General features: G+C 37.6%; 18 protein-coding genes. 9 read left to right on the plus strand and 9 right to left on the minus strand.

Annotation, left to right across the window (positions count from 1 at the left end):
- The first annotated feature begins 102 nt into the window (after positions 1-102).
- Positions 103-1,527, plus strand: a complete 1,425-nt coding sequence (locus tag NAT51_RS09040) for a sensor histidine kinase (RefSeq protein WP_250598138.1) — start codon at positions 103-105, stop codon at positions 1,525-1,527.
- Positions 1,517-1,909, plus strand: coding sequence for a response regulator (locus NAT51_RS09045; protein ID WP_250598140.1), 393 nt, complete (start codon positions 1,517-1,519; stop codon positions 1,907-1,909). Before NAT51_RS09040 ends, NAT51_RS09045 begins: the two co-directional genes overlap by 11 nt.
- Before the next feature lie 55 nt (positions 1,910-1,964).
- Here the strand turns inward: NAT51_RS09045 and NAT51_RS09050 are convergent, their stop codons facing one another.
- The 6 genes from NAT51_RS09050 to NAT51_RS09075 form a co-directional block, all read right to left on the minus strand.
- Positions 1,965-2,822, minus strand: a complete 858-nt coding sequence (locus tag NAT51_RS09050; RefSeq protein ID WP_250598148.1) for a hypothetical protein — start codon at positions 2,820-2,822, stop codon at positions 1,965-1,967.
- 18 nt (positions 2,823-2,840) lie between these two features.
- Positions 2,841-3,683 carry a hypothetical protein gene (locus NAT51_RS09055; RefSeq protein ID WP_250598150.1) on the minus strand — a complete coding sequence of 281 codons (843 nt, stop codon included), beginning with the start codon at positions 3,681-3,683 and terminating at the stop codon, positions 2,841-2,843.
- Between the two features lie 19 nt (positions 3,684-3,702).
- A complete protein-coding gene (locus NAT51_RS09060; protein ID WP_250598152.1) occupies positions 3,703-4,512 on the minus strand; it encodes a hypothetical protein in 810 nt (269 codons plus the stop codon).
- Between the two features lie 596 nt (positions 4,513-5,108).
- The gene (locus NAT51_RS09065) at positions 5,109-5,867 is read right to left on the minus strand and encodes a hypothetical protein (protein ID WP_250598154.1); all 759 of its coding nucleotides are present in this window, start codon (positions 5,865-5,867) and stop codon (positions 5,109-5,111) included.
- Between the two features lie 124 nt (positions 5,868-5,991).
- Entirely contained in the window at positions 5,992-6,558 is a 567-nt protein-coding gene (locus NAT51_RS09070; RefSeq protein ID WP_394799694.1) for a DUF6642 family protein, read from the minus strand.
- Positions 6,559-6,598: 40 nt separating this feature from the next.
- Complete coding sequence (locus NAT51_RS09075) at positions 6,599-7,576, minus strand: GlxA family transcriptional regulator (RefSeq protein WP_250598158.1); 978 nt, start codon at positions 7,574-7,576, stop codon at positions 6,599-6,601.
- A 141-nt stretch (positions 7,577-7,717) separates the two neighbouring features.
- Here NAT51_RS09075 and NAT51_RS09080 point away from each other — a divergent pair, with 141 nt between their 5' ends.
- The 7 genes from NAT51_RS09080 (at position 7,718) to NAT51_RS09110 (ending at position 12,093) form a co-directional block, all read left to right on the plus strand.
- Positions 7,718-8,125: a VOC family protein gene (locus tag NAT51_RS09080; protein ID WP_250598160.1), complete on the plus strand. Its 408-nt coding sequence runs from the start codon at positions 7,718-7,720 to the stop codon at positions 8,123-8,125.
- Between the two features lie 20 nt (positions 8,126-8,145).
- The gene (locus NAT51_RS09085) at positions 8,146-8,535 is read left to right on the plus strand and encodes a VOC family protein (protein WP_250598173.1); all 390 of its coding nucleotides are present in this window, start codon (positions 8,146-8,148) and stop codon (positions 8,533-8,535) included.
- Positions 8,536-8,573: 38 nt separating this feature from the next.
- Complete coding sequence (locus NAT51_RS09090; protein ID WP_250598175.1) at positions 8,574-8,963, plus strand: DoxX family protein; 390 nt, start codon at positions 8,574-8,576, stop codon at positions 8,961-8,963.
- Positions 8,941-9,159, plus strand: a complete 219-nt coding sequence (locus NAT51_RS09095; protein ID WP_250598177.1) for a DUF4287 domain-containing protein — start codon at positions 8,941-8,943, stop codon at positions 9,157-9,159. Before NAT51_RS09090 ends, NAT51_RS09095 begins: the two co-directional genes overlap by 23 nt.
- Before the next feature lie 520 nt (positions 9,160-9,679).
- Positions 9,680-10,117, plus strand: coding sequence for an META domain-containing protein (locus tag NAT51_RS09100; protein WP_250598179.1), 438 nt, complete (start codon positions 9,680-9,682; stop codon positions 10,115-10,117).
- A gap of 91 nt (positions 10,118-10,208) precedes the next feature.
- Positions 10,209-11,024 (plus strand): 2,3,4,5-tetrahydropyridine-2,6-dicarboxylate N-succinyltransferase, encoded by an 816-nt coding sequence (locus NAT51_RS09105; RefSeq protein WP_250598186.1) that lies wholly within the window; start codon positions 10,209-10,211, stop codon positions 11,022-11,024.
- Between the two features lie 13 nt (positions 11,025-11,037).
- The gene (locus NAT51_RS09110) at positions 11,038-12,093 is read left to right on the plus strand and encodes a glycosyltransferase family 9 protein (protein ID WP_250598188.1); all 1,056 of its coding nucleotides are present in this window, start codon (positions 11,038-11,040) and stop codon (positions 12,091-12,093) included.
- On the opposite strand, the gene NAT51_RS09115 is transcribed toward NAT51_RS09110, so the two are convergent.
- The 3 genes from NAT51_RS09115 to NAT51_RS09125 form a co-directional block, all read right to left on the minus strand.
- Complete coding sequence (locus NAT51_RS09115; RefSeq protein ID WP_250598190.1) at positions 12,083-13,027, minus strand: NAD-dependent epimerase/dehydratase family protein; 945 nt, start codon at positions 13,025-13,027, stop codon at positions 12,083-12,085. The two genes, NAT51_RS09110 and NAT51_RS09115, sit on opposite strands and share 11 nt — an antisense overlap.
- Positions 13,027-13,851 (minus strand): glycosyltransferase family 2 protein, encoded by an 825-nt coding sequence (locus NAT51_RS09120; RefSeq protein WP_250598192.1) that lies wholly within the window; start codon positions 13,849-13,851, stop codon positions 13,027-13,029. The genes NAT51_RS09115 and NAT51_RS09120 overlap by 1 nt, the downstream gene beginning before the upstream one ends.
- 71 nt (positions 13,852-13,922) lie before the next feature.
- Entirely contained in the window at positions 13,923-14,699 is a 777-nt protein-coding gene (locus NAT51_RS09125) for a Kdo domain containing protein (RefSeq protein WP_250598194.1), read from the minus strand.
- Positions 14,700-14,767 lie beyond the last annotated feature (68 nt).

The following is a 14,767-nucleotide window of genomic DNA, read 5'->3' on the forward strand; positions in this document are numbered from 1 at the left end:
TAAAATTGCTTTGCAAAGATATTTTTTAGTAAATTAGTAATACTATTCTTATAACATTTCTTTCTAAGAAAATACCACCTGATAATTTAAATTTTATCTGTTATGGAGAAGTGTACTACTAAATATAAATTCAGAGTATCGAACGTTTTTATACTGCTTTTCGTTATTGTACTTTCATGCGCTTCCCTGATTGTTTTGAACGGCTATACCATCAAAATTCTTTCAGCCAGCAGGGCTTATGTAAACGGTGAATCCCATTATTCAAAAGCTCAAAAAGATGCCGTACGTCATTTGATCACTTACTTATATACCCATAACAAAAAACACTGGGAACTTTACAATCAGGAAATGAGAGTTCCGCAAGGAGACGGGATGGCCAGAATAGGTCTGGAAACCGAATTACCCACTACAACCATAAAAAGAGGATTCATTGAAGGACGCAACAGTCATAAAGATTTGGATGACATCATCTGGTTATTTAAAACATTCTACTACGTCCCTTTTATGAATAAAGCCATTAAAGAATGGGAACAGGGCGACCGTCTAATCAATGAACTTTCCAGTATTGGCAATAAAGTCAATCAGAAAATAACAGAGTATGACTTAAATGCAGCCGACCGTCAGGGCATTCTTTTGGAAATAAGTGATATCAGTGACAAACTTACAGTAAATGAGCGTAATTTTTCGAATACTTTAGGAGAAGGCACTCATATTATAAAGGATTATCTGATCTACACAAACATATTTTTCATTTTAATCATCATCAGCACAGTCAGTATTTACTACCACATCATGGTCAGAAGGATAATGGAATCCAACAGGGAAATTGAAATCAATAATCAAAACCTCATCATTGTAAATAAAGAACTGGATAAATTCGTTTACAGTGCTTCACACGATTTGCGATCCCCAATTACTTCACTTAAAGGCCTGGTTGAAATTGCTAAAGATGAAAATAACCTGGATGAGATCAGAAAATATCTGGATTTAATGAATCAAAGTCTCACCAGACAGGATCAATTCATCAGCGACATTATCGATTATTCCAGAAATAAACGGATGGAATTTAAAAACGAAAAGGTCAATCTCAATGACACCATCGACGAGGTTATTTCACAACACAGACACATCAAAGACGCCAATGAAATCCAGATACATAAAGATTTAGCTGTTAAACAGGTTCAAAGTGATCCTCTGCGCTTAAAAATCATCCTTAACAATCTGGTCTCAAATGCCATAAAATATTCGGATAAAAATAAAAGCTCAAAGTTTATTCAAATCAAAGCATCCAGACTGAACAAATTACTCAAAATAGAAATACAGGACAACGGTATAGGTATTAAGGACGAATTTATCGATAAGATATTCGATATGTTTTTTGTAACAAATACCAATTTAGGATCGGGATTAGGACTCTACATCACCAAAGAAGCCGTAGAGAACCTAAATGGCACAATAGACGTCAATTCAAAAATTGACATAGGAACAACATTCACAGTAACAATACCTCTACATTATGAAATGTGATTACACCTTTCTGCTAATTGATGACAATACAATTGATCAGCTCGTTACCTGTCAGCTCCTGAAAAAATCTGCAGGGACACACAAACACAATATAAACATAGCCGGAAACGGAAGAGAAGGACTAAAATGGCTGAACAGCAACATAAACCTTCTCGATAAATCGCTCGTGATTCTTCTGGATATCAATATGCCGGAAATGAATGGCTTCCAATTTCTGAACGAGTACGAGTCGTTTCCCGATAACCTGAAAAAGGAAACACAGATTTTCATGCTTTCCTCAACATTAAACAACGAGGATATTGATAAGATAAACAGGAACAATCATGTAAAATCATTACTTAGTAAACCTTTATCCATTCAAAAACTGGAGCAGTATATCTAATGGAAATACACTCTGCATCATGCAAATTATTATTCAGAAGTATCTATATACAAACTTATTCTCCTAAATAAATAAATACGTTGGTTACTAAATGCTTTGGTGTAGCATTTATTGACTGTCCTCCTCCCCCTGAAGGAACGGTAACCGAATGAGAGTGATTTCCATTGCTTGTAGTCGTATAAAGAGTTGCCGGCCATGTGTCATTAGTCCCCACAACCTCACTGATAAGTGGCACTAACGGAAGTACATTTGTTGCCAATCCAAGAGCTTTAGCCCCATTATGGGAATCTATATAACCATGTGAATGATTGCCATCTGTCGTAGTAGTGGAATTGTAAGTTACATTAGGAAGGTTTGCCTGACTCAATGTTATCGTATTCGAACCCGCCATAAGCTGCATTCCTTCTGATCCATTTGTAGTTTTAATAAACCGGTCTGCAAAGTTAGGCAGTAACGCTCCTATCCCAATTGCTGTTGCATTATTTTGTGCCATAACCGGAAGTGTCGATTTACTTCTTCCGTCCAATAAAAACCATCCTTTGTGATCTGCAGTTTCCAAAGAATTTTTAATATCACCAAGAGCTAAAGTATTTGGCCCCATTTGATTCCATTGTAATCCGTCATTATAATACATGCCTTCATAAACCGATACTGAAGTATGAGTTACCGAAGTGAAAGTATTGTAAGCAATCATTCCTTCCACATGATACGTCATAGGAGATGCGTTACTGGTTATTACCAATGGGAATCGGGCCGGTAAAAAACCTTTTGAAGGATCATAAACCTCCAAAATGGCATCTGCATTAGGAGTTTCTGTATTAATCCCTACCTGCGCGCTTACTGTAATAGGAAATGCAAAAATGAATAGTATTTTTAAAACTTGGCTGTGGTATTCTGAAATCAATGTTCTCATGTTGCTTGTGTTTAGTCATTATTTTCCCAGATAAACAAATGTATTGGTAACCATATGTGAGGCTGTCGGTAAAACAGCCGAACTACCACCGGTGCTAACACTGGATGTATGATTATGGCTTCCATTGACTGTAGAAGTTGCCGATGTAGAGGTAACTGTAGGTGATCCCACATCATTATTCAGAATATTAAGCACAACTCCACTCAAAATTCCCAATAATCCTGTAACGATATTCAGATTTTCTGTTACTCCATGATACTTATCATCATAATCATGTGTATGTCCTCCTGCCGAAGCTGCAGTTCCATTAAAGGTAACATTAGGCAAATTGGCCTGAGTTAAGGCTCTTGAATTATTACCTCCGGTTGCTGATAAAGACTCTAAGCCGGATTTACCCTTTAAAAAACAATCAGTAGCATCCGGAAGATTAGTGGCAAAACCAACTAACAAAGCATTTGCAGCTGCATTTACAGGTAATGAGGCAACAGTTCTTCCGTTAAGTAAATACCAGCCATTATGATCCTGTGTCAATATACTTTGTTTAACATCACCTATTCCGGTGGTCAGTGGTTCCAAACGAATCCATTGACTGCCATTACTATAGTAAAAACCGGGTTCAACTTTTGTATTTCCTGCACCGGAAGACGCTGTATTATAAACAATCATTCCCGCAACGTGTCCTGATAAAGGCGAAGAAGCTGAAGTACTGACTAATGGTATTCTTGAAATCAACACACCACTGTTAGTGCTAAAAATCTCTAAAGCAGCATCACTGTTTGGTGTTATCGTACCAATCCCAACCTGGGAGAAACCTACAAATGATAACAGTGAAGCAAATAAGAAAGTAATTTTTCTAACCATAATCTCAATTATTAAGTTATTATTTCCCTAAATAGATAAAAATATTGGTCGCAACATATTTCGGTACGTTTTCAACCGGAGTATTCGAACCACCGGAATTAAAACTCACGGTATGCGAATGGGCTCCATCCGAATTAGTGGTTTTTGTTGTGGTTGTAGTTCCGTCTTTGGCAACTGTTTCCGTGATAAAAGCAGTCAAACCGTTTGTCGTTAAAAGTCCGATATTCTCGTCACCTAAAAAACTATCGGCGCTATGGCTGTGTGAGCCTGTAGTGTTTGTTGAGCCTGTGAAGTTGATGTTTGGCAAATTGCTTTGCGAAATTGTAAAAGTTTGATTTCCACCCTGTGCTCCTAAAGTTTCACTTCCTGTTTTTCCTTTTAGAAATAAATCGGCTCCATTAGGGAGATTAGCAGAATAACCAAGCGATACAGCATTAGCTTGTGGAGTTGCTGCCAAAGTACTTGTAGCTCTTCCGTTAAGCAAAAACCATCCGTTATGATCGGCTGTTGCAAAACTATGTTTCAAATCCCCAACTTTGACTGAATTCGGATTGAAACGGATCCAACCGTTGCCGTCATTATAATACAATCCGGGAAAAACCGATGATGTTCCGGAACCGTTTTGTCCGGTATTGTACACAACCATCCCTTTGGTATGGGATGATAAAGGTGATGAAGAAGTGGCACTCAGAAGACTGACTCTTGGCAATAAAATACCTTTATCAGCAGTTAACACTTCTAACATTGCATTACTGTCCGGAATAATTGTCCCAATTCCAACCTGAGCGCTCAAATTACAGTAAAAGAGGATAAGTAATAGTTTTCTCATACATCAAAATTTAAGTTTTTGAATAAATGGGGACTAATTTTTAATCTATGCAATCAACAATTATTTGTTGTTGCTTTTAACTCCATGTCTTTTACCAAATTTCAGCTTTCTTTTGAATATTCAGAACAAATACCACTCTGTTTTTAAGGAATATACTTTCGAAATTACCGAAATTAAAAAAATGAAAATCACTGCATTATGTAAATCAGAACTTGTTGCACAAACCATTTTTACTAAGCCGGCCGTTAATTTTCAGTTAACTGTTAAAAAAGGTTGTTACGTAAATTTAACACAAAAAGTTTTAAATCGTTTTGTAGGAATTTTAACATCATAAATCCTTATTATCACAGGGTTGAAGACGTCTTTAGGAATTCAAAAGAAGTTTTGTCCAACACCTTAACTATATTCAACAATGCCGGAATTAAAATATCTGAAACAAAAACTATAATGGACAAATACAAAAAATAAAGGTTGACTATTGGAATTAAATCAGACAACAAGGAAATTGAAATACTGAATGCTTAAAACAGGCTTACAGTCCAAAAAAAAATACTTTTTGACGAAAAAAATAAAAAAAAAATTAAGGAAGAAAGATATTATTCGCCGGTACGGACTTTAAATTGGAGTCCGCCCACTTGATGATATTGGAAACTATTGGCACCAAAAACACTTTTCACATATTGCTTTACTTCCTTTACCGTTTGCAGTAAGCCTGTTTCAGAATTATACAACACGTGGTTTCTTTGGTGAAGCGCATCATTATATGCCTTATAACTTTCGGAAAGAATACTGTTGTGTCTTTGCAGGCAATCCAGTTTTCCCTTTAAGGAAATTACTTTCAATTCTTCTTCATTAGGGCAATACATCGGATTTTCTTCCAATATGTGGATTAGCGCCTCAAAATGAGTTATTTTCTTGTCATATGACTGTTGGGAAGTACAAATACCGTTTGCATCAACCGAAGAAACAACTTTCAGGATAACGCCCTGAATCATTTTATTAACGGCTTTGGCATTTTCCAACGCAATTTTATCGACTCCCGACGCCGCAAATGCATTGGTTATTTTAGTAGCCAAAGGCTTTAAATCTTCAAATGCTTTTCTGCGGTTTGCCGTCTGCTTATTGAACTCTTCTCTTTTTACACACAACAGATTCAGTTTTTCAAAAGCCGACTGATACAATAACTCCAATTGGTTAATTTTCAAACGCGGATTTGATGGGTTGTAAACAGCACCCAGATTATGGCAAAATGAAATCAGAAGTTGAAAATTAGAGACATTTTTCGCATGGCCTTTTCCCGGCATTAGTAAAGATGGCTTTTCATTATTAATTTCAAAATCGGATGTTGAATTCATTTTACAGGCTTTTTGGTATATACTCAAAAATATTAAAAAAAAACTTTTATAAGTAAAAACCTGCTATTTTTTTAAAGGTAAATCTATCAATTTCAGTACAATTCAGAGCCTATTTTCAAAAAAACTAATAATAAAGTGTAAACCCCATTGTTTTACAAAGTGCATATTGTTTTTCATACAGCTCTTCAACAACATCAACCACATCATCATATTCCTGGCATAACCTGAAAAACTGATGATCGATCACCGTACTCAAAATCGGGACTTGTTTACTGTAACCCGAAACGGCTTTGGCACCGGTCACATCCAAAAAATACTGTGCTTCATCTTCTTCCAGTATCAATTGTTTGGTATTGGCAAAATGCAACATCTTTCCTTTCAGTTTTCCTTCAAAAACTTCGGCTATTTCTTCCAGACTGTAATAATAGTTATCCAATACAATGGAATTGTCTGTGCCGCCAAACACCAGATAAATAATTTTATAATCCTTAAAGTTACGGTCTTCATAAAGTAACGCACTTAAACTTTCCTCCAGCCCTTCAATACTGTCACAGGTTTTGTAGATACTGGTTATCCCGTATTGCAATGCCAGTGTTTCCGCAAAAGGTACAATAGGACTGTCCCGCATCACGTCTACATCCTTGACGCCTTCCAGGCAAAAAAGTTTGAAATGGTCGTGAGTGTCGCTCATCATATTCCTTTTAACATTGAATCTTCAATAAATAAAAACGTTAGTTTACCGCCATTTTATTGTACTTGTTCCGGTATTCAATTGGGTTAAGACCGGTTATTTTTTTAAAGATTGTCCGAAATGCTTTGGTATCAGTATACCCCACATCATACATTACTTCGTTGATATTCTTCCGGCTGGTTTCGAAACTCTTTTTGGCAAACTCAATTTTCACCCTGTTGATGTATTCCAATACCGAATTATTGGTAGCCGCCTTAAAACGTCTTTCAAAACTTCTTCTTCCCAACACTGCCTTTTCGGCTAATTCATCAATGGTAATTTTTTCCTGAATGTTTTCTTCGATAAATTCCTGTGCTTGTCTGATTACTTCATCATTATGGTTTTTCTGTCCCTGAAACATCGCAAACGAAGCCTGACTTTCTCTGTCAATATCAATGGCAAAATATTTAGAAGCGAGAATTGCCGTTGGCCGGTCTGTGTATTTTTCAACCAGATGCAGTAATAAATTCCAATACGAATTGGCCCCGCCACTGGTGTAAATCCGTTGTTCTTCCGTAATAATGCTTCCGTCTGTAACTTCTACCGAAGGGAACATTTCACGGAATTCATTCTGGAATCCCCAATGCGTTGAGCATTTCTTACCGTCCAGTAATCCTGTCGATGCCAAAAGAAAAGCCCCCACACATAAGGAAGCGACTTCGGCACCTTTATTATATTGCTTATTAATCCACGGAAGAAGCTTTTCATTTTGCGCTATTGCACTTTTCATGTCACCGAATAAAGCCGGAATGACAATTAAATCGGTTTCTTCTGTATCTTTTAGAAGTTGGGTTGTCGTTACCGAAAACATTCCGTCATTCAATTTTACTTCCTTCTTCACTCCCACCAATTGCACATCAAACAGTGGCTTCTTACCGGAAACTGCCATAAACTGATTAACGGCCGAGAACAAATACTGTGGATCTGCGATGGCCTGCATCACCGAACTTTCAGGAACCAGAATGCTTACTTTTTTCATATTCGGGCTTTATTTTCAAATGAATTCCAAAGATACTTATTGTTTGACGTAAATCACCCCTTTGTTGTCATTTTCGTACAATCTCACTTTCCTTAATCTGCCCCAAATTTGTACTATCAATAACAATTAAAAAATTATATCATGTCAACAAAAGTTTTCATCAATCTGCCGGTAGCAGATTTACAAAAGTCAATTAGTTTTTACACTACAATCGGTTTTACAAACAATCCGCAGTTTTCAGATGCAACGGCAGCCTGCATGGTTTTAACCGAAGAAATCTATGTGATGTTATTAACGCACGACAAATTCAATGAGTTTATTACCAAAGAAATTGGAAATTCACACAAAACAGCTTCGGTAATCAATTGTTTATCTGTGAACAATACAGATGAAGTAAATACCATGACCGAAAACGCTTTAAAAGCCGGAGGAAAAGAACCGATGCCGGCAAGAGATTACGGCTTCATGCAACAAAGAAGTTTTGAAGATTTAGATGGTCATTTGTGGGAAGTATTATACATGGACATGGCTAAATTTCCGCAACAGTAAAAACTAAAAAAATGGCACACATGAATGCATACTTCACATTTAACGGCAACTGCCGGGAAGCCATGACGTTTTACAAAGAATGTCTGGGTGGTGAACTCGAGTTGCAAACGATAGCCGATTCACCAATGGGAGACGACTTCCCCGTTGAACTGAAAGAATGCATTCTGAATGCCAGATTGAGAAGTGAAGGAATTATCATCATGGGTACCGATATGGCTCCCGAAAATTTAATCAAAGGAAATGCTGTATCCATGGTGCTTACCTTCAGTTCTGAAAAAAAATTACGGGAAGTATACCACAAATTGTCTGAAGACGGAGAAGCATCCTATCCTCCTGAAGTCAATTTCTACGGCACTTTATTCGGGAATCTGACGGATAAGTTCGGGCACCAGTGGCTCTTCCACTTTTAATAAAAAAACAAACGAACAACCTTTTAAAAATTTATATCATGAAAAAAGACAAAATCATTTTCTGGACCACAACCATCATCATTTTCCTTATGGAAGGCGTTATGCCGGCGCTTACTTCGCAAACAGAACTGGCCAAAGAAGGCATCAATCATTTACAATATCCTGTTTACTTTGCCAATGCATTAGTCGTTTGCAAGATTTTAGGTTCTTTGGTACTGATTATTCCTGCTGCACCAAAAGTTTTAAAAGAATGGGCTTACACCGGTTTTGGATTCGTATTTATATTTGCTGCCATCAGTCATTTTGCCATTGACGGAATTGGAATTGAAGGTTTCATCCCTTTTATCTTCTTAGCGATATTAGCGGTTTCTTATAACTATTACCACAAACTAAACCCTAACAATCATGTCGTTCCAAGCTTATCTTAACAACATCGAAGCCAAAACGGGCAAAACACCTGCCGACTTTAAAGTCCTTGCGGAAGAAAAAGGATTGCTGGTAAACGGACAGATACCCGAAACAGTCAAAGCGACACAGATAACCAACTGGCTGAAGGAGGAATTTGACTTGGGGCACGGACATGCTATGGCGATTTATGCTTCATTTAAAGGAAAAACGGAGTAAAATAACTTCTTACAATTTAAAAAACCATGACGGCTTGTTGTGGTTTTTTTGTTGTTTAGCATTTATTTATTTCTGCAGTAAGCAGTTTTCTCCTCGCAGTAAGTAGTTTTCTTTAAGCAGTAAGCCACTTTCTCCTCGCAGTAAGTATTTTTCTTCAAGCAGTACGATACTTTCTCCTCGCAGTAAGTAGTTTTCTTCAAGCAGTAAGCCACTTTCTCCTCGCAATAATTAGTTTTCTTCAAGCAGTACACTACTTTCTCCTCGCAGTACGCAGTTTTCTTCAAGCAGTAAGCTACTTTCTCCTCGCAGTACGCAGTTTTCTTCAAGCAGTAAGCTACTTTCTCTCCGCACTTTGCTACTTCCTCTCCAAAGTTGCGATATTTCCATTATCTGACGTATAATTCCATCTTCATTTACAGATTTTCAAACGTAACTTTGCTAATTATTCCCATTCGGTTACAATAAAACTGAATTCCGTTACCGTAAAACTTCATAACTTTATGCTTTAAATGAACGCTCTATGAAAACAACTAAACACACCCTACTCCTTCTTGGTATTTTTACTTTTATGATTTTAAGCGGATGCTCCTCCAAAAAAACAACCGTGCACTACAAAAGACAGTGGATGCTCGTTTCTTTTAAAGAGTATACCAAAGAATTCTTAATTGAGAAAAAAGCGGCTTTGAATCTCTCGTCCATTGAAGGTGAAAGCAATACCGAAGCGGGAACTGCCTACATGGGTTGTAACAATATGAGACTGACGGCTACATTTTCGGGTAACGATAAAGTAACCTTCTCAAATTTAATAAGCACCAAGATGTTTTGTCCGGGGAATCTGGAAAACGACTTTACAACTGCAATAGCGAAAACAAACCGCTACAAAATCGAAGGACATTTTCTGTATCTGTATGATGAGAAAGAACAACAAATGAAATTCGTTGCCGCCGATTGGGACTAACAACAGTCTTTTTTTAACAAAATCAAGTTTTTTAGTGTATCAGTAGCTTTGGCACTTTCAAAACTTTATCTTTGCCTTAAATAGATTTTTTATGCAAAACTTACAGTCAACTATAGAACAAGCTTGGGAAAACAGAGCTTTATTACAGGAAGAGTCTACTCAGAATGCCATTAGAGAAGTCGTTAATTTATTAGATGCCGGAACACTCCGTGTTGCTGAACCAACCGAAAACGGATGGCAGGTAAACGAATGGGTTAAGAAAGCAGTCGTAATGTACTTCCCTATCCAGAAAATGGAAACATTTGAAGTGGGCATTTTTGAATACCACGATAAAATTCCACTAAAAAGAGGTTATGCAGAAAAAGGAATCCGTGTGGTTCCCCATGCTGTAGCCCGTCACGGAGCATACATTTCGAAAGGTGTGATCCTGATGCCAAGTTATGTGAACATTGGTGCTTATGTAGATGAAGGAACTATGGTGGATACTTGGGCAACTGTGGGAAGCTGCGCACAAATCGGTAAAGACGTTCACTTAAGCGGTGGAGTTGGAATTGGTGGTGTTTTAGAACCTTTACAGGCTGCACCGGTAATTATCGAAGACGGAGCCTTCATCGGGTCACGTTGTATCGTGGTGGAAGGTGTACGTGTTGAAAAAGAAGCTGTTTTAGGTGCCAATGTATGTTTAACGGCATCTACTAAAATTATTGATGTAACCGGACCAGAACCGGTAGAATATAAAGGCATTGTACCGGCGCGTTCGGTAGTAATCCCGGGCAGCTATGCCAAAAAATTCGAAGCCGGTGAATACCAGGTTCCATGTGCGCTTATCATCGGTAAACGCAAGCCTTCAACCGATTTAAAAACTTCACTTAATGATGCATTAAGAGAATACAATGTAGCGGTATAATCAGCATCGGTCAATGAAAGTATTAGTTATCCAGCAAAAAATGATTGGTGATGTACTGGCCAGTACGGTCATCTGTGAAACCATTAAAACAATACATCCGGATTGGGAACTTCATTATATGATTGAACCCAGTACACTGGCTGTAGTGGAAAACAATCCTTTCATTGACCACATTGTTTTCTTTGAAAAAGCAAAACACAACGGTTTAAACAGTTTAATCGGTTTTGGGAAAGAACTCCGCAAAGAAAACTACGATGCCGTAATTGATGCTTACGGAAAATGGGAAAGTATTATTCCTGCTTATTTTTCGGGAGCCAAAACCAGGATAGGTAACCAAAAATGGTACACCAAACTGCTTTTCACCGAAACCATTATTCCGAAAAAGAATATCGAAGGCTCTGCGATTGCACACCGCTTACAATTGGCCGAAACCTTAGTGGGCAACAATTCTTCGGTTGCATTTCCGAAAATTTACCTGACAGATGCTGAAATCACTTCGGCACAAAAAAGTATTCAGGAAAAACTCGATACAGCAAGACCTATTTTCATGATCAGTGTTTTGGGAAGCGGTTCCAACAAAAGTTTACCGGCAGAACAAATGGCACAAACTCTTGATGATATTGCAGCGGCAAATAATAGTATCCAACTGTTATTCAATTTCATGCCGAATCAGGAAGCAGAAGCCAAAGCGATTTATGATGCCTGCCAACCTGAAACCCAACAACAGATTGTTTTCGATTTTTACACTAAAGGATTGCGGACATTCCTGGCTGTTTTATCGCAGTGTGATGCCATGATCGGTAACGAAGGAGGTGCCGTAAACATGGCAAAAGCCTTAAACATACCTACTTTTACCATTTTTTCTCCATGGATCAACAAATCGTCCTGGAACATGCTGACGGATGATGAAAATCACGTTGCTGTTCACTTAAACGATTACCATCCTGAAATTTACAACGGACAACATTCCAAACACTTTAAGAAACAGGCGATGGATTTGTATAAAAAATTAACGCCCGATTTATACCGGGCGCCATTAATTGATTTTATAAAGAGGATTACTTCGTAAATTTCTCCAGATACCAATTTACCTGTTCCTGTAATCCTTGTTTCAAGCTTACTTTAGGTTCGTAACCTAACAATTCCTTAGCTTTGTCGATAACAGCAGCTGTTTTTTGCTGATCGCCTTTGCGTGGAGGCTGATGATCAATAATCAATTGCTTGTTCATGATTTCCTCAACCGCTTTGATGCCTTCGGCTGTTGTATTAATTTCATCGGTTCCCAAGTTGATGATTTCGCCGTCCACTTTGTCTTCTTTACCGATAATTGCAGCCAATCCTTCTACAATATCTCCTACGTATGTAAAACTTCTTTCGTGTTTGATACTGCCTTCAAAAAGCGGGAAAGGCTTATCGTAATATAAATTTTCGATTAGTTTAGTGTATAGTTTTTCAGGACGCTCACGTGGTCCGAAAACAGAATACAAACGGATGGAACAGGCTTTCAATTTGCCCGTACGCTGTAAACCCAATACCAACTGCTCTGCAGCCAGTTTTGTTGAACCGTAAAAAGAAACCGGTTTTGCTGGTACTTCTTCATTCACCGTAGCTTCGATTCCGTATACTGAAGACGTTGCGATGTTGACAAACGATTTCAATCCCGGATTGTATTCCAGAACCGCTTCCAGTAAATTTTGGGTGGCATAAATGTTATTGTCTACATATTCTTTCAACGAAGTTGTTGATGAAATACCCGGTTGTGCTGCTAAATGGTACACATAATCAAAAGGCTGCTGAAAAACATCCTTTAAATTTCCGTTCAGGTCAATACGGTGGATATGGATTCCTTTATTGGCCAGATCAGCCGCATTCAATTCTTTTAAATTCACATCATAGTAGTCGTTGATATTATCAATCCCCACTACTTCATGTCCCAAAGAATGTAATTTTTCACATAAATGGGACGCTATAAAACCTGCAGCTCCAGTTACTAATATTCTCATTATACCGGTGATTCTTGTTTTTTAATTCCAAATGGAGTCCATTTGATTTTTTTATCTTTTACTTCTTTTCTGATTGCTAAATTCGCAGCTAAAGATTCAGGAGTTTTATATCCGCGGGCATGATCCAAGTGTAGTACAATGGCTTTATGGCGGATTTGTTTTCCTTTAATTCCTGCATTTTCAAGACGCTCACCAAACTCACGGTCGGGACCACCATATTTCATACGTTCATCATATCCGTTTACTGCAATCATATCTTCCTTAAAGCCGGAAGAATTACAGTTATTGAATGACGGTGTGGTTGGGGAGAAGAAATCCAGTGTTTTAGCGGTAATCTTGCTCGCGCCCAATTTCAGTACATTTGAAAACCCTAATTTATCGATGCTTTTCAGCCATTTCACATTGAAACACTTTCCTGAAAGAATATCAGCTTCAGTGATATACTTACTGGTTGTCATCGGCAATTTGCAATATCCACCTGACAGGAACTTCCCTTTTTGCGCCTGTTTCGCATGGATTTCAACGAAATCCTTACGCGGAATACAGTCTCCGTCGGTCATGATAATATATTCATAAGCCGCATCGACTATCGCAACGTTTAAAATTTCCTGACGGCGGTAACCCAAATCTTCATGCCAAAGATGGCGCAAAGGCACAGGATAGTTTGCCGCATATTTGTCAATTAATTCTTTTGTGGATTGTCTGGAACCGTCATCTGCAATGATTACTTCAAAATCTTTGTAGGTTTGGACACTGTATCCAATCAAGACTTTTTCTAACCATTCTTCAGCATTATAGGTACTGACTACAACCGATATTTTCATATAATTCTGGATCAATTCAAGTACAAAGGTAATTGATTTTAACGTTTATACCTACTGTACGGTTTTTACTGTTACTTCTTCTTCTTTTTCCAAAAAAGGATTTTGTTCTTTATTTCCCTTCTTTTGTGAAAACTATACTGAAAATCATCCGCTTTCTTTTTCAGCGTTTGATAAACTTCCTGTTCAGTTTTTCCAATCAGCTTTGCATATTCGGCACAGATTACACGCAACACCTTCTCGTTTCCGGTTAACTTTGCCATGTTGTTCATGCGCATTTCAAAAGACATTTGCTCGTGAAAATTCATTCGGTTCAAGTCGACCAGATAAAACCCATAGGTTCCGTCACTTTCTTTTTTAATGAGCGTATTCCCGGAAGTATTATCGATAAATTCGATCCCTTTTTCATGTAAGCGAAAAGAAAACCGCGCAAATTCCTTAAGGATTTCTTCAAAATCAGGATGCTCCGTATTAATGGTAAGCTCCCTGAACATAAAATCCATCTGCAACTGCTCACTAATATAGTAACTTTTCTGTAAACCAAACCAGTTTGACTCTTCGATAAAACCAATCGGATCCGGCGTGTAAAAACCATGACTGATCAGGTAATTGGCATTTTCAAAAGACCTTCTTGCTTTTGATTTCCGGATGTAATGATAGACAAACTGATTAAAGAATTTCGGTATTTTAAATGCTTTCACATTGATTGTCAATCCGTCAGAAAGCACAAACGTTTTAATCAAATTTCTGGTTCCGCCGTATAAAACCGCTCCTTCATTTCCAAAATCACCAATACATTTCAGTATTTCTTCCCTGTTTTTCTGATGATGACCGTTAAATTCGATTTTCATGTACGCTTTAATTAGTTCTGCAAAATTAACCTTTTTAATATATTTACTTTATTTTTACACCAAATTAT

This window comes from Flavobacterium amniphilum (assembly GCF_023634845.1).
GTDB lineage: Bacteria > Bacteroidota > Bacteroidia > Flavobacteriales > Flavobacteriaceae > Flavobacterium > Flavobacterium amniphilum.

Excerpts from the sequence above, each read along its gene's own strand:
- NAT51_RS09040 (WP_250598138.1), top strand. The coding sequence starts at position 103 with ATGGAGAAGTGTACTACTAAATATAAATTCAGAGTATCGAACGTTTTT.
- NAT51_RS09045 (WP_250598140.1), top strand. The coding sequence starts at position 1,517 with ATGAAATGTGATTACACCTTTCTGCTAATTGATGACAATACAATTGAT.
- NAT51_RS09050 (WP_250598148.1), bottom strand. The coding sequence starts at position 2,822 with ATGAGAACATTGATTTCAGAATACCACAGCCAAGTTTTAAAAATACTA.
- NAT51_RS09055 (WP_250598150.1), bottom strand. The coding sequence starts at position 3,683 with ATGGTTAGAAAAATTACTTTCTTATTTGCTTCACTGTTATCATTTGTA.
- NAT51_RS09060 (WP_250598152.1), bottom strand. The coding sequence starts at position 4,512 with ATGAGAAAACTATTACTTATCCTCTTTTACTGTAATTTGAGCGCTCAG.
- NAT51_RS09065 (WP_250598154.1), bottom strand. The coding sequence starts at position 5,867 with ATGAATTCAACATCCGATTTTGAAATTAATAATGAAAAGCCATCTTTA.
- NAT51_RS09070 (WP_394799694.1), bottom strand. The coding sequence starts at position 6,558 with ATGAGCGACACTCACGACCATTTCAAACTTTTTTGCCTGGAAGGCGTC.
- NAT51_RS09075 (WP_250598158.1), bottom strand. The coding sequence starts at position 7,576 with ATGAAAAAAGTAAGCATTCTGGTTCCTGAAAGTTCGGTGATGCAGGCC.
- NAT51_RS09080 (WP_250598160.1), top strand. The coding sequence starts at position 7,718 with ATGTCAACAAAAGTTTTCATCAATCTGCCGGTAGCAGATTTACAAAAG.
- NAT51_RS09085 (WP_250598173.1), top strand. The coding sequence starts at position 8,146 with ATGAATGCATACTTCACATTTAACGGCAACTGCCGGGAAGCCATGACG.
- NAT51_RS09090 (WP_250598175.1), top strand. The coding sequence starts at position 8,574 with ATGAAAAAAGACAAAATCATTTTCTGGACCACAACCATCATCATTTTC.
- NAT51_RS09095 (WP_250598177.1), top strand. The coding sequence starts at position 8,941 with ATGTCGTTCCAAGCTTATCTTAACAACATCGAAGCCAAAACGGGCAAA.
- NAT51_RS09100 (WP_250598179.1), top strand. The coding sequence starts at position 9,680 with ATGAAAACAACTAAACACACCCTACTCCTTCTTGGTATTTTTACTTTT.
- NAT51_RS09105 (WP_250598186.1), top strand. The coding sequence starts at position 10,209 with ATGCAAAACTTACAGTCAACTATAGAACAAGCTTGGGAAAACAGAGCT.
- NAT51_RS09110 (WP_250598188.1), top strand. The coding sequence starts at position 11,038 with ATGAAAGTATTAGTTATCCAGCAAAAAATGATTGGTGATGTACTGGCC.
- NAT51_RS09115 (WP_250598190.1), bottom strand. The coding sequence starts at position 13,027 with ATGAGAATATTAGTAACTGGAGCTGCAGGTTTTATAGCGTCCCATTTA.
- NAT51_RS09120 (WP_250598192.1), bottom strand. The coding sequence starts at position 13,851 with ATGAAAATATCGGTTGTAGTCAGTACCTATAATGCTGAAGAATGGTTA.
- NAT51_RS09125 (WP_250598194.1), bottom strand. The coding sequence starts at position 14,699 with ATGAAAATCGAATTTAACGGTCATCATCAGAAAAACAGGGAAGAAATA.